At 69.7% G+C, this 13527-nt stretch carries 13 protein-coding genes, 1 pseudogene and 1 riboswitch; of the genes and pseudogenes, 8 read left to right on the top strand and 6 right to left on the bottom strand.

Annotation, left to right across the window (positions count from 1 at the left end; genetic code table 11):
- Window positions 1-142 precede the first annotated feature (142 nt).
- Complete coding sequence (gene metB, locus VGE49_RS00790; protein ID WP_331032686.1) at window positions 143-1321, bottom strand: cystathionine gamma-synthase; 1179 nt, start codon at window positions 1319-1321, stop codon at window positions 143-145.
- Window positions 1318-2385: a homoserine O-succinyltransferase MetX gene (gene metX, locus VGE49_RS00785; RefSeq protein ID WP_331032685.1), complete on the bottom strand. Its 1068-nt coding sequence runs from the start codon at window positions 2383-2385 to the stop codon at window positions 1318-1320. The genes metB and metX overlap by 4 nt, the downstream gene beginning before the upstream one ends.
- A gap of 80 nt (window positions 2386-2465) precedes the next feature.
- Window positions 2466-2589: riboswitch (SAM riboswitch) on the bottom strand.
- A 446-nt stretch (window positions 2590-3035) separates the two neighbouring features.
- Between metX and VGE49_RS00780 the strand changes: the two genes are divergently transcribed.
- The 5 genes from VGE49_RS00780 to VGE49_RS00760 all read left to right on the top strand — a co-directional run bounded on the left by VGE49_RS00780 (window position 3036) and on the right by VGE49_RS00760 (window position 7449).
- Window positions 3036-4778, top strand: a complete 1743-nt coding sequence (locus VGE49_RS00780) for an amino acid kinase family protein (RefSeq protein WP_331032684.1) — start codon at window positions 3036-3038, stop codon at window positions 4776-4778.
- A gap of 2 nt (window positions 4779-4780) precedes the next feature.
- Window positions 4781-5743, top strand: a complete 963-nt coding sequence (locus VGE49_RS00775) for a homoserine kinase (RefSeq protein ID WP_331032683.1) — start codon at window positions 4781-4783, stop codon at window positions 5741-5743.
- Between the two features lie 82 nt (window positions 5744-5825).
- Window positions 5826-6167: a hypothetical protein gene (locus VGE49_RS00770; protein ID WP_331032682.1), complete on the top strand. Its 342-nt coding sequence runs from the start codon at window positions 5826-5828 to the stop codon at window positions 6165-6167.
- Between the two features lie 22 nt (window positions 6168-6189).
- A complete protein-coding gene (locus tag VGE49_RS00765) occupies window positions 6190-6477 on the top strand; it encodes a hypothetical protein (RefSeq protein WP_331032681.1) in 288 nt (95 codons plus the stop codon).
- A gap of 27 nt (window positions 6478-6504) precedes the next feature.
- Window positions 6505-7449, top strand: coding sequence for a DUF5996 family protein (locus tag VGE49_RS00760; protein WP_331032680.1), 945 nt, complete (start codon window positions 6505-6507; stop codon window positions 7447-7449).
- A gap of 3 nt (window positions 7450-7452) precedes the next feature.
- Here VGE49_RS00760 and thrC read toward each other — a convergent pair whose 3' ends face one another.
- Entirely contained in the window at window positions 7453-8841 is a 1389-nt protein-coding gene (gene thrC, locus VGE49_RS00755) for a threonine synthase (RefSeq protein ID WP_331032679.1), read from the bottom strand.
- 153 nt (window positions 8842-8994) lie between these two features.
- Here thrC and VGE49_RS00750 point away from each other — a divergent pair, with 153 nt between their 5' ends.
- Window positions 8995-9939, top strand: coding sequence for an aspartyl protease family protein (locus VGE49_RS00750; RefSeq protein ID WP_331032678.1), 945 nt, complete (start codon window positions 8995-8997; stop codon window positions 9937-9939).
- Window positions 9940-9987: 48 nt separating this feature from the next.
- Here VGE49_RS00750 and ypfJ read toward each other — a convergent pair whose 3' ends face one another.
- The 3 genes from ypfJ to VGE49_RS00735 all read right to left on the bottom strand — a co-directional run bounded on the left by ypfJ (window position 9988) and on the right by VGE49_RS00735 (window position 11711).
- Complete coding sequence (ypfJ, locus tag VGE49_RS00745) at window positions 9988-10839, bottom strand: KPN_02809 family neutral zinc metallopeptidase (protein WP_331032677.1); 852 nt, start codon at window positions 10837-10839, stop codon at window positions 9988-9990.
- Window positions 10840-10922: 83 nt separating this feature from the next.
- A complete protein-coding gene (locus tag VGE49_RS00740) occupies window positions 10923-11336 on the bottom strand; it encodes a hypothetical protein (protein ID WP_331032676.1) in 414 nt (137 codons plus the stop codon).
- A gap of 21 nt (window positions 11337-11357) precedes the next feature.
- Window positions 11358-11711 carry a HesB/IscA family protein gene (locus VGE49_RS00735; RefSeq protein ID WP_331032773.1) on the bottom strand — a complete coding sequence of 118 codons (354 nt, stop codon included), beginning with the start codon at window positions 11709-11711 and terminating at the stop codon, window positions 11358-11360.
- 103 nt (window positions 11712-11814) lie between these two features.
- Between VGE49_RS00735 and VGE49_RS00730 the strand changes: the two genes are divergently transcribed.
- Together VGE49_RS00730 and VGE49_RS00725 are read left to right on the top strand one after the other, a co-directional pair.
- Entirely contained in the window at window positions 11815-13002 is a 1188-nt protein-coding gene (locus VGE49_RS00730) for a deoxyguanosinetriphosphate triphosphohydrolase (protein WP_331032675.1), read from the top strand.
- A 79-nt stretch (window positions 13003-13081) separates the two neighbouring features.
- Window positions 13082-13527 (top strand): annotated as a pseudogene (locus VGE49_RS00725) (SPOR domain-containing protein); the annotation flags it as partial.

The following is a 13527-nucleotide window of genomic DNA, read 5'->3' as shown; positions in this document are numbered from 1 at the left end:
GGTGGCGGGGGCGACGCTGGCGGCTGACGTCGAGTCGCCCCCTCCGTCACGTCGGCTGCGCCGCCGCGCCCGTCGTCCAGGCGTGTCCTACGCCTGTTCCTCCACCCTATCGCTGCGCGACAGGGAGGGAAGCGCCTAAGCGTCAGGCGGCCTGTTGCAGCACCAGGGCGTCCAGCGCCTGAACCAGGTCGGCCAGGATGTCGTCCTGATGCTCCAGTCCGACCGACAGGCGGATCAGGCCGTCGGTGATGCCCGCCGTCACCCGAGCCTCAGGCGTCATGGCGGCGTGGGTCATGGTGGCCGGGTGGGCGATCAGGCTTTCCACCCCGCCCAGGGACTCGGCCAGGGTGAAGATGTCGAGGGCCTCGATCAGGGCGCGCACGGCGTCCGTGCCGCCGTTCAGCTCGAAGCTGAGCATGGCGCCCGGTCCTGACTGCTGGCGCGTCGCCAGGGCGTGGCCAGGGTGGGACGTGAGGCCCGGATAGTGGACGGCCTTGACCGCCGGGTGCTGTTCCAGGACGGCGGCGACCAGCCCGGCGGTGGCCTGCTGGCGTTCGATGCGGGTGAAGAGGGTGCGTAAGCCCCGCAGGGTCTGATAGGCGTCGAACGGAGATCCGGTGACGCCCAGGCAGTTGGCCCACCAGGCCAGTTCGGCGTGGTCGGCCGGGTCCGCCGCGATCACGGCGCCGCCGACCACGTCGGAGTGGCCGTTGATGTATTTGGTGGTCGAGTGGACGACGATGTCGGCGCCCAGCTCCAGCGGGCGTTGCAGAGCCGGCGACAGGAAGGTGTTGTCGCACACCACCTTGGCCCCGACGGCATGGGCGCGACGACAGACATCGGCCACGTCCACGACCCGCAGCAGGGGGTTGGACGGGGTCTCGATCAGCACCAGCTTCGCGTCGTCGGCCAGGGCCGCGTCCAGGGCCTCTGCGTTGTTCTGATCGACGAAGGCGACGCGGAAGTGCCCCTTCCTGGCGCGGGCGCACAGCAGGCGATGGGTGCCGCCGTAACAGTCGTGCGGCGCGATCAGCAGCTCGCCGGGGTTCAGCAGGGACAGCGGCAGATCGACTGCGGCCATGCCGGTGGCGGTGACGACGGCGCCGGCGCCGCCTTCCAGCTCGGCCAGGGTTTCGGCCAGGACGTCGCGGGTCGGATTGCCCGAGCGCGAGTAGTCGTATTTCCGCTTCTGGTCGAAGCCGGCGAAGGAGTAGTTGGACGACAGATAGAGCGGCGGCATGACCGCGCCGTGGGCCGTATCCGTATCGACGCCCGAGCGGGCGGCGATGGTGCGGGGGTCGGCGGGACGGGCGCGGCTCATTGGTCGATGTCCTTTAGTACGGAAGTCAGGATGTCGGCGACCAGGGCGTCTTCCTTCAAGAAGGCGTCGTGGCCGTAGAGGGAGGGGTGTTGTTCGAAGCGCCAGAGGTTGGGCAGGCGCGCGGCCAGCTCCCTCATGTCGTCGATGGGGCACAGGCGGTCGGTGGTGAAGCCGACCAGGGTGACGGGGGCGGTGATGGCCTCGGGCTCGACCCGGTGGCGGTCGATGGAGTCCGACAGGGTCAGCCAGCGCGACGGCGTGGTGCGGTCGCGGTAGGCCCGGCCGCGCGCCGTCAGATAGTCGCAGACGGGATAGGCTTGCCCTGCGTGGCTGGGGGCCTCGGAATCGAAGCGTTCGCCGAACTCTTCCTGGGTGCGATAGGTGGTCATGGCCAGCTCGCGGGCCAGACCCACGGCCTGATCGACGCGGCCGGTTTCCAGGCCCAGCTGCAGGATGCGGCGCTGGATGCCGCGCCAGGCCGTGGCCAGGGGGTGAGGGCGGTGGGCGGCGGACACCACCACCAGCTGCTCGGCCCAGTCGGGGAAGATCTCGCCGAAGGCCAGGGCGATCATGCCGCCGTAGGAGCAGCCGATGAAGGCCGCGACCTTGTCCACGCCGAGGTGATCCAGCAGCAGGGCCAGCAGCCGCGCCTGATCCTGGGTGGTGATGGTCAGCGGGGTCTTGGCGTCTTTGACGCCCTCGCCGAACTCCGGGGCGAAATCAAAGGCCAGGACGCGGAACCGGGTCAGGTCGATGGGGGCGCGCACGCCCACGGCGCCCGACCACCAGCCCAGGCCCTTGGTCTCGGTGCGGTGGACGTAGCGGTCGGCCGAGATGCCGCCGGCCACGACGATCAGGGGGGCGCCGGCCTTGCCGTGCAGGCGGCCCACGATCTGTTTCTGGTTCAGGGCGCCGCCGAAATCGAGCGGGAAGCCGTCTGGGATCGGGACGACGACGTCATGGGCTCCGTCGCGCGACAGCAGCTCGGACGGACGGCGTGCAGACGCAGGCCGACAGGCGGGCTCTTCGGCGGGGGCGACGGGTTCGATCAGGGCCAGGGTCATGGGTCTCGGTCACTCAGCAAAACGGCTCGCCAAGGAACCCATGCAGTGACAGACCGTGGAGCGCCGCCTCGTCGATGCTCCACCCATCTCTCGCGATTTTCAGGCAAGCCTGAAAACCCCGCAGGAGTTGGCACCGTTTCGGGCGGAACCCGATGGTTGCCCCGGCGTCAAAGGGCCTAATCCCTCAGCCGGTCTTGATGAGTGACCTTACGTTGCGGTTGCGAAGAGCGCCGGTCAAGCGGAAAAATTCACCTCATTTGGGCCTGGCTGCGTAATCCGTCGGTGAAATCGCGCCTATTTGGTCGGTTCGAGAAAAATTTGTTCTTTTCGGGGTTGACGCGGTGCGGGGTCCTGGAACACCTTGAGGTCAGATTTTCAACCGGACGCCGCCTGTGCTTCACCGCCTCGCCAGCATGCAGATGACCGCGATCGCCGCCTCGGCGACGGGTCTCTTCGCGTCCATGATTACGACCACCGGTACCACCACCATGCCCTCGCGGGCGGGGACCGGATGATGCGCGCCGTCTAGGCGAAAAACGCAGAAAACCGATCACCCGCCCGGGACCCCCGGGCGGGTTTTTTTATGGCCCGAGCCCACCTCGACCTTCTCCCCGACCTCCCCGTCAGACCCCGCCTTCAGGAACACCCCGATGCCCGCCTCTCTCGCTCTCGTCGCCGATCAACAGAAACCGCAAGCGGCCCTCGACGCCCCCGTGGCCGCCGAAGTCGTGGTGCTTAAGTTCGGCTCCTCCGTCCTGCGCAACGCCGCCGAAGCCCCCGCCGTGGCCTCGGAAATCTACGGTCACGTCCGCGCCGGGCGGAAGGTGGTGGCGGTGGTTTCAGCCCTGTCGGGGCACACCGACCGGCTGCTGGCCGACGCCCGCGCCCTGGGTCTGGATCACGAGAACGAACTGCTGCCCGCCTATGTGGTGCTGGGCGAGGAGAAGGCGGCGGCCCTGGTCGCCATCGCCTGCGACCGGGTGGGTCTGGACGCGGTGGGTCTGTCGGTGCGGGAACTGGGGATCGTGGTCGAGGGTCCGGCCCAGCACGCCCGGCCGGTCAGCCTGAAGGGCGAGCGGCTGCACGGCGCCCTGGCCGAGCATGAGGTGGTGGTGGTTCCCGGCTTCGGCGGGGTGCGCGCGAACGGCCGCGTGGCCCTGCTGGGGCGCGGCGGATCGGACCTGACGGCGGTGGTTCTGGCCGCCGAGCTGGGCCTGGACCGGGTGCGCCTGGTGAAGGATGTCGACGGCCTCTACGACCGTGATCCGGCCTCGGAGACGGGGACGCCGCTGCGCTATCGCCGCGCCAGTTGGGAGACGGCGCGCCGTCTGGGCGGGGCCCTGGTCCAGCATGACGCCATCGACCTGGGCGAGGCGCGCGGGGTCGAGATCGAGGTGGCCGCCCTGGGCCGCGCCGAGGGCACGGTGGTCGGCGAGCGCGGGGCGCCTCCCGGCCCGGTGCAGTCGAACGCGCCGTTGCGGGTGGCCCTGGCCGGTTGCGGCGTGGTCGGCGGCGGCCTGCTGAACCGCCTGCTGCCGGACAAACGCTATGAGGTGGTGGGGGTTCTGGTCCGCAATCCGGGCAAGAAACGCGACGTGGCGGCCCCGGCCGACCTGTTCACCAACGACGTCGAGGCCCTGCTGGCCAAGAAGCCGGACCTCTTGCTGGAGGCCCTGTCGGAAGGCGAGGCCGGTCACGCCCTGATCCGTCGCGCGCTGGAGGCCGGCTGCGACGTGGTCAGCGCCAACAAGCAGGCCGTGGCCCGCGATCCGGCGGGGCTTCAGGCCCTGGCCGCCGCCAACGGCTGTCGCGTCGCCTGGTCGGCCTCGGTCGGCGGCGGGGCGCCGATGATCGAGACCTTGCGCGCCGCCCGCGCCGCCGGTCCCGTCGCCGGGTTCGAGGCGGTGCTGAACGGCACGGTCAACTTCATGCTGCAACGTCTGGGCGAGGGGGCGGCCTTTGCCGACGCCCTGTCCGACGCCCGCGTGGCGGGCTTCGCCGAGGAAGACCCATCCTCGGATCTGGAGGGCCACGACGCCGCCGCCAAGGTCAAGCTGCTGTCCTTCGAGGCCTTCGGCCGCGCCCCCGCCGACCTGCCGCGCGACGAACTGTCGGCCGAAACGCCGCTGGGCGACCGCCAGGTGCGCCAGATCGGCGCCTGTCATGATAGGGGCGGCCATCTGGACGCCTCGGTCCGCCTTGACGGCGACCTGAAAGACGCGCTCTTCCAGTCGCTGAACGGAGAGAGAAACGCCTTGAAAGTCTATGGTCAGGACGGTCGCGTCTGGACGTGCAAGGGGCGCGGAGCCGGGCGCTGGGCCACGACCGAAAGCGTGCTGGCCGACGTGGCCGACGTGGTGCGCGCCCGTCGCGCGGCGGCGGAGCTGGTCTAGACATGGCTGTCTTCACGCCCGTCACGCCCGATCAGGCCGCCGACTATCTCATGCGTTACCCCCTGGGCGATCTGGTCGCGCTGACGCCGATCGCCGAGGGGGTCGAGAACACCAACTACAAGCTGGAGACCACGTCGGGGGCCTATGTCCTGACCCTGTTCGAGGGGCGGACGGACGCGGCGTCTCTGCCCTTTTGCCTGGGTCTGACCCGGCATCTGGCGGCGCGCGGCTTCCCGACGCCGTCGCCGGTGGCGGACCGTCAGGGCGAGATCATCGGCCGTCTGAACGACCGCGCCGCCGCCATCCTGCACTGGGCGCCGGGCGCCTGGAAGCGTCAGCCCTCGGACAAGGAGCAGTATCGCGCGGGACAGGTGCTGGCCCTGCTGCACCTCGACGCCGCCGATTTCGCGATGGAGCGGAAAAACCCCGTCGGGCCCGAGGCCTGGGCGGCCCTGGTTGCGCGCTGTGACGGGCCCGCCAAGGGGATCGACCGCAAGATGCTGGACCAGATCAAGGCCCTGCTGCCGCGTCTGGCCGAGCCGTGGAGCGATCCGGCCCTGCCGCGCGGACCGATCCACGCCGACTACTTCCCCGACAACGTCCTGTTCGCCACGAACGAGCACGGCCAGAGCGACGTCGGCGGGGTGATCGACTTCTATTTCGGCTGCACCGACGTCCTGGCCTATGACCTGGCCATCGCGCTCAGCGCCTGGGGCTTCGACGCCGAGGGCCGGCCCATGCCCGTGGCCCTGCGCGCCTTCCAGAAGGGATACGAGTCCGTGCGTCCCCTGACGCCGGCCGAGGCGGACGCGCTTCCCGGACTGGGCGCGGCGGCGGCGGTGCGCTTCACCCTGACCCGCCTGCACGACCGCATCTTCCACGACCCCGCCAACCTGGTCACGCCAAAAGACCCGGCCCCCTTCTTCCGACGGCTGGACTACTGGAAGGCGGCGGAGACGGTTTGAGGAGGGCGGCTTCTTGCGTTCGGGCGAGGGGCCGCTTTCGGACCCATTGCGGACCTTCGCACTTGCTTGCAATCATGGCCCCATGAAGCCGCTGACGGCCTACGCATTTCGCGATCTGAATTTCAGCCCTGATGGCGATACGCATGTCTGCGTCGTCGAGCGTGGGGCCTTATCGAAGTTCATGAGGGTGAAGGAACTCTCCAAGACTTTCAGCGGCGCGGTCTTTTACAGGCGCGGACTTTTCACTTGCTACGTCGGTGTATGGGGGCGACGAAACGGCAAGCGCCTGCGTCGGTTTCTTCAGGAGCGGGGAGCGACGGTCATGATCGAACGCGCCAAGCCTGACCGCGCCCGCTTGGCGCTTTGGTCAACACAGAAGGCCCGAGCGAACCTCCGTCAACTGCCCCCAAAGACAGCTAGCTGACGGTATGCTCAGAACCTACTCGATGATCTCCCACGCGGCCCAGCTTGTGGGCATGCTGGTGCTGATGGGGTCACTCGTTCTGGCCATCGCCTTCCTGCGCGATGGGGACAAACTCTCCGCGTTTTTCTGCGCGACCATGACCTTGGTTTCCGCCGCCTTCATCATCCTCGCAGGCTGGATGCGGAAGCGGATGAAGGTGTGGTCCGATAAGTTCCCGCCTAGCGACCGCTATCCTTGGCGGACATTAAGCAGGCCCGCTTCCGGTCTGGGGCGGTTCGCCATGCAACGATCCCGCCGCGCGGGATTTTGAGGCAGGGGGCAGGCGAGGAGGCTTCGGATGGCGGCGCGCGCGAACGCATGGCCCGAACTGTCGGCGGCGAGGCTGTGGCCGACGATGGAAACGCTGCAGCTGTGGGCGCAGATCGTCGGCAAGACGCGGCTGTCGCAGACGCCCTGGCTGAACCACGGCTGGCACGTGACGCTGCGGGTCTCGGCGCGGGGGCTGACGACCGGCCTCATTCCCCACGGCGGCGTCGGTTTTTCGATGGAGTTCGACCTTGTCGCCCAGGCCCTGGTCATCCGCGTCAGCGACGGGGGCGAGCGCCGGATCGGGCTGAAATCCGGGACGGTGGCTGACTTCTACGCCGAGGTGCAGGACGCTCTGAGCGCGCTGGGCGTGGCCTGCCGCATCGACCTGACGCCGGACGAAATGGCCGAGGCGACGCCGTTTCCGCTGGACGAGCGGTTCCGCACCTATGATCCCGAGGTCGCACGCGACTACTGGCGGGCGCTGGTGCAGGTGGACCGGGTGTTCAACCTGTTCCGGACCGGGTTTCTGGGCAAGTGCAGCCCCGTCCAGCTGTTCTGGGGCGCGTTCGATCTGGCGGTGACGCGGTTCTCGGGGCGACCGGCGCCCCTGCATCCGGGCGGGGTGCCGAACCTGCCGGACGACGTAACGCGCGAGGCCTATTCGCATGAGGTTTCCAGCGCCGGCTTCTGGCCCGGCGATCCGGGGCGCGAGCCCAGCTTCTACGCCTACGCCTATCCCGCGCCGCCGGGGTTCGACGCGGCGCCCGTCTCGCCGGTGGCGGCCCATTGGGACGCAGGGCTCGGCGAGTTCGTCCTGCCCTATGCGGCGGTGCGGGCCGAGGACGATCCCGACGCCGCCCTCTGCGCCTTTCTGGAGACCACGTATGAGGCCGCCGCCGATCTGGCGGCCTGGGACCGGGCGGCGCTGGAATGCCCCCAGGGGGCGCCGCGCCACCCCCGCCCGGTGGGTTAGGGTTTAGCCGGCGAAGCCCCTGACCGCGGCCAGCGCGGCCTCGGCCGTGTTGTCGATGATGGTCAGGCGCTCGGGCTGGTCGCCCAGGGCGCGGATGACGGGGGCGGGTTCCGGCTCGAAGCCCAGGACATCCGAGACAAAGGCGCCGAACTTGGACGGGTGGGCGGTCGACAGGGCGACGACGGGGCCGTTGGCGCGGTCCAGTTGGCGCGCGGCGGCCAGGGCCACGGCGGTGTGCGGGCAGACGACGCGGCCCCAGGCGGCGTGGGCGTGGGCGATCTCGGCCTTGGTCGTCGCCTCGTCGATCGAGACCCCGGACACCTCGGCGCGCAGGGCGGCCAGCAGGTCCGCAGGCAAGGTGACGGACCCCTCGCGGGCGAAGGTCTCGAACACGGCGCGGGTCGCCTCGGCGTCGCGGCCCGAGGCCTCATAGACCAGGCGTTCGAAGTTGGACGGCGCCTGCACGTCCATCGACACGCTGCCGCTCTCGACGGCGGGGCGGCGGGCGTAGACGCCCTCGTTCAGAGCGCGGGCCAGGGCGTCGTTCTGATTGACGGCGGCGACGAAGCCCTTGACCGGCAAGCCCATCTTCTTCGCCGCGATGCCCGCGAAGGCGTCGCCGAAATTGCCGGTGGGGACGACGAAGGTCGCCGCCTGACCCAGCTGGGCCGTGGCCGAGACATAGTAGGGGATCTGGCCCGCCAGCCGGCCCCAGTTGATCGAGTTGACCGACGACAGGCGGCGGCCGTCGCGCAGGGATTCCTCGGCCAGCAGACCCTTCACCAGACGCTGGCAGTCGTCGAAGTCGCCGCGCACGGCCAGATTCAGCACGTTGTCGGCCTGAACCGTCGTCATCTGCTTGCGCTGCACCGGCGAGACGCGGTCCAGCGGGTGCAGCACAACCAGGTTGATGCGTTCGGCGCCGGCGAAGGCGCGCACGGCGGCGGCGCCGGTGTCGCCGCTGGTGGCCGTCAGCAGGGTCAGCTTCTGGCCCGTCGCGGCCAGGGCCTCGTCCGACAGGGCGGCGACCAGCTGCATCGCCAGGTCCTTGAAGGCGGCGGTCGGGCCGTGGAACAGCTCCAGCACGAACAGGCCCGGCTCCAGCTCGACCAGAGGCGTCACCGCCGGATGATCAAAACCCTTGGTCAGCCGGTCCAGTGCGCGGTCGAACGCGCCCGCAGGGAGCGCGTCGCCGATGAAGGGCGAAATCGCCTCCTTGGCCATCTCGGCATAGGTGCGGCCCGGACGCGCCGCGTCGGCGGGCAGGGTCGGCCAGGCCTGAGGCATGTAGAGGCCGCCGTCGGGCGCGATGCCGCGCAGCAGGGCGTCGGCGAAATTGGTCGGGGCGGCGTCGCCGCGCGTCGAAAGGTAACTGTCGGGGGAGGTGCTCATGACGGGTCGTTTCTAGCCGCCGTGCGGCGCTTCGTCATGATTATTTTGCGCCTGCGAAGGGATTTTCGTGGTTTTGCGCAACAAGATGGCGATGGGGCGGTGCGGCCTCGGAAGGGCTGGCGCATCCTCGCCGTCCGGTCCATGTCAGGGGCGATGAGACGCCGTTCCTTTCTGATCCGCGCGGGCGCCGCCGCGGCCGCCGTCGGCGGCGGCCTGTGGCTGAAGGACCATGTGATCTGGCGTCGGCCAAGGCTGGCCTTTCCCGAGGGCGGGACCAGCGGCTGGATGCCCTTCGTCGTCGCCGACGCCGCCACGCCGACGGTGCGGGTGCGGATCGCCGGGCGTGAGGTCACGGCCCTGATCGACAGCGGCGCCCAGTATTCGGTGATCGACCGAGCCCTGGTCGAAGCCCTGGGTCTGACGCGCTTCTTCGACATGCCGCTGGTGGCCTATGGCGTCGGCGGTCAGCCCCAGGTCGGGCGCGGGGTGACGCTGGACGTGACGCTCGGATCCCTGGGCGTCGGAGGGTTGCGCGCCGCCATTCTCGACCTGGGTCCGCTGGCGGCCGAGGCCGGACTGGGCGCGCCCCTGGTGCTGGGTCAGGATATTCTGAGCGAGGCGGTGTTGGACCTGGACATGAAGGGCCGGCGCGCCCGGCTGGCGGATCCGGGCGCTCATGTCATCTCGCCCGCGCTGCGGCCTGTGCCGGTTCGGCGCTCGGGCACGGCCCTGACGACCGAGGTAACGATCGAGGGCGCGGTGATCCGGGCCGTGGTCGACACGGGCTTTTCCTCGCTGGTCGCCCTGGGCCAGGGCGCGGCCGAGGCGGCGGGCCTGCTGGACGGACGGCCCGAGACGTCGGGGTCCAGCATCGTCCTGGGCGGGGTGGCGCGGGCGCGGGTCATCGAGGCGCGAACCGTAACCTTCGGCGACGATCTGTGGCGGTCGGTAGGGGTGCCGGTTTTCGCCGACGGACCCTTGCCCCATGCGCCCGAGGCCCTGCTGGGCGTGGCCGCCTTCGAGGATCGGCAGGCAGCGCTGGATCTGGGCCGAGGGCGCCTGCATGTCTCACCCCAGATGGACCTGACGGTGGGTTGAAGCCTCGATCCTCCCTCCCTTGTGTCGAAGACATGGGGAAGGATCAGTTTAGAGCCCCTTGAAGGTGTCGCACGAGGCCGGATCGCCAGTCTGATAGCCGCGTTGCAGCCATTCGACGCGCTGGGCCGAGGAGCCGTGTGTGAAGCTTTCGGGCGAGACGCGACCGCCGCCGCGACGCTGCAGCGCATCATCGCCGATGGCCTGGGCGGTTTTCATGCCTTCTTCCAGATCGCCGGGCTCCAGCGCCACCTGACCGCCGGAGACGGCGGCGGCGTTGCGGGCCCAGACCCCGGCGTAGCAGTCGGCCTGAAGCTCCAGCGCGACGGAATACTTGTTGCCCTCGGCCTGAGACCGGGCCGACTGCTGGGCGCGCTGCACCTGATCGCTGGCGCCGGTCAGGTTCTGGACGTGGTGGCCGAACTCGTGGGCGATGACATAGGCCTTGGCGAAGTCGGCGCCCGAGGCTCCCAGCTTGGTCTCCATCTCGCGCCAGAAGCCGAGGTCCAGATAAACCTTCTGATCGGCGGGGCAGTAGAAGGGCCCCATGGCCGACTGGCCGAAACCGCAGCCGGTCTGGGTGCCTTGTTCGTAAAGCACGGTGGTCGGCGGGGTGTAGCCGCGCAGCTTGGTCTTCCACACGTCGTTGATGTTGGAGCCGACGACCTCGACGAACTGGCCCGCCTGATCCTCGGGCGAGCCCAGCTTGCCGGCCTGTTCGGACTGGCTGGCGCCGCCGAACTGGCTGGCGACCTGCTGGGTGGTGTTGGGGTCGATGCCGAAGACGAAGTAGCCGATGGCCGCCAGCACCAGAACGCCGATGCCGCCGCCCGCCACGGCGCCGCCGCCCATGCCGCGCCGGTCCTCGATGCCGCCGCCGCGCCGTCCGCCCTGCCAACGCATGATGTCGTCTCCGCCCTGAAGTCTCGCCCGAAGCTAGGCGAAAACGCCGGGGGCAGGGAAGGGATGCAATTGTAACGAAGGGCTCAGTGCGGGCGGCGGTCCAGCCAGGCGTCGATCTCGGTGACGCCGCGCACCATCTGCTCGCGCCGCGCATCCTGCGCCTCGCGCGCCTGCCGCTCCTGTTCCAGCGTGCGCGGGGCATAGGCCGTCGGCGGGGGCAGGGGCGGCGTCGGCTGGCGCGCGGCCTGAAGCTGCAGGATGGTCAGCCGGGTCTGCAGCCGCTGCTGCTGGGCCAGGGCCTCGCGCTCGGCGGCCTGATTGCGCAGGCGGTCCATCTCGATCCGGTGCTGGTCGGCGATGGCCGAACCGGGATCGTATCCGGGCGGCGGCGGACCCGGCCAGCCGGGCCAGGTTTGGGCCTTCGCGGCCAGCGGCGCGGCGGCCAGCATCAGGGTCGTGAGGATCAGGCGGCGCATGACGCCTAAATGGGCGCCCATCCGCCCTGAGCCAAGCGTGGCCTAGATGGCGAAGCTGACGCCGCAGCCGCAGCTGGACGAGGCGTTAGGGTTGCGCACCACGAACTGCGCCCCCGCCAGTTCGTCGACGAAGGCGATCTCCGAGCCCTTGAGGAAGGGGATGGAGACGGGGTCGATCACCGCCGCCTGACCGTCACGACGGATGATCAGGTCATCGGCCTCGGCCGCATCGACCAGTTCGAGCCGGTACTGGAAGCCCGAGCAGCCGCCGCCGTCGACGGCGACGCGCAGCATGACCGGCCTGCCCTCGACCTCGGCCAGTTTGGCCAGACGTTTCGCCGCGCTTTCGGCCAGAAGAATGCCTTCCGGGGCGCGGGGGGAAACCGAAAGCGACAGGTCGCGGACTGATTCTGTGGATTGGACGGTGCTCACGGCTCTCTATATGAGGAGCTGACAGGCGTTCGCAAAGGCCTGTGCTGCAATAGAAGTGCTGTCCGCCTTGAGCCAGACCCGCGCGTCCTTCGCCGAAGATCCCGCCGCCAGCCGCGGCCGCCACGTCTTTGAGCCCGCCAGCCGCACCCGCACCCCCTTCGCCCGCGACCGCGACCGCATCATTCACGCCACCGCCTTCCGCCGTCTGAAGGAGAAGACCCAGGTCTTCGTGGCGCACGAAGGCGACCACTATCGCACCCGCCTGACCCACAGCCTGGAGGTGGCCCAGATCGCCCGGTCGCTGGCCCACGCCCTGCGGCTGGACGACGACCTGGCCGAGACCATCGCCCTGGCCCACGACCTGGGTCATCCGCCTTTCGCCCACGCCGGCGAAGATGAGCTTCAGGCCCAGATGGCCGACTACGGCGGCTTTGATCACAACGTCCAGAGCTTCCGCGTCATCACCGAGCTGGAAGTCCGCTATCCCAAGTTCCCCGGCTTGAACCTGAGCTGGGAGACGGTCGAAGGCGTCATCAAGCACAACGGCCCGGTGATCCATCACCTGGACGATCCGGCTTGGCGGAGGGTGGCGGCCTATGCGCCGGGCGGGACGGCGAACTGGGACCTGCGGCTCGACACCTTCGCCTCGCTGGAGGCCCAGTGCGCGGCCATCGCCGACGACATCGCCTATAACAACCACGACGTGGACGACGGGGTGCAGGCGGGGCTCTTCACCCTGGCCGATCTGGCCGAGGTGCCCCTGATCGGGCCCTGTCTGGCCGAGGTGCGCCGCGACTGGCCCGCGCTGGACGATCGCATGGTGCGTCTGGAGGCCGTGCGCCGCATGATCGGCATCATGGTCGACGACGTCCTGGCCGAGACCGAGCGTCGGCTGGCCGAGCACCGCATCGTCACCGTCGAGGACGTGCGTCTGGCCCCGCAGATGATGGTGCAGTTCTCAGCCACCATGATGGCCGACCTGGGCGTGCTGCGCCGCTTCCTGTTCGAACGGATGTATCGCCACTATCGGGTCAACCGCACCCGCAGTCAGGCGCGCCGCGTCCTGTCGCAACTGTTCCAGCTGTTCATGGCCGAGCCCGAGGTCATGCCGCCCGAATGGTCGGCCCCGGCCCTGTCGGAGGACCCGGTCAAGCGGGCGCGGGCGGTGTGCGACTATATCGCCGGCATGACCGACCGTTACGCCATCGAGGTGCACGGCAAGCTGTTCAGTCTCGACCTGGCGCTTGATCTGTGATTCGAAAGCGGCCACGGGCGGGCTAGACTGATGCTTCTCCGCGCCGATTCGCGCGGGGCCGATCCAGAAAGCGCGACCCATGTCCTACGACGACGATCACCGAGGCAACCCCAACGCCGGCCGCGAGCGGGGGGCCTACACGCCGCCCACCGACGACGACCTGCCGTTCGAGCGTCGCAGCTATGATCCCCGTCGCGCGCCTGCCGCCAAGTCGCCGCCGATCACCCTGATCATCAGCGCCGTCGTCCTGCTGCTGCTGATCGTGGCCGTGGTGGTCTTCTATCGCTCGGGCGTGCGCTCCTCGACCGACGCCCCGCCCGCCGTCGGCACCCCGGTTGAAAGCATGAAGGTCGAGGCGCCGCTGGACGCCCAGCCGATCGACCCGGAGGCCGGCGTGCGCGTCTATCGCGACGGCGGAGAGGCGGCGGACGCCGTCCCCACCTTCACCCCCGAGCCGGAAGCCGTCGCTCCGCGCCCCGCGCCCCAGCCTCTGCCCGCCGCGCCCACGGCTCTGCCGCCCGCCGC

Origin of the sequence: Brevundimonas sp. (assembly GCF_036405315.1) — a bacterium.
In the GTDB taxonomy this organism is placed as follows: Bacteria; Pseudomonadota; Alphaproteobacteria; order Caulobacterales; family Caulobacteraceae; genus Brevundimonas.
This window is presented reverse-complemented; position numbering and strand designations above follow the sequence as displayed.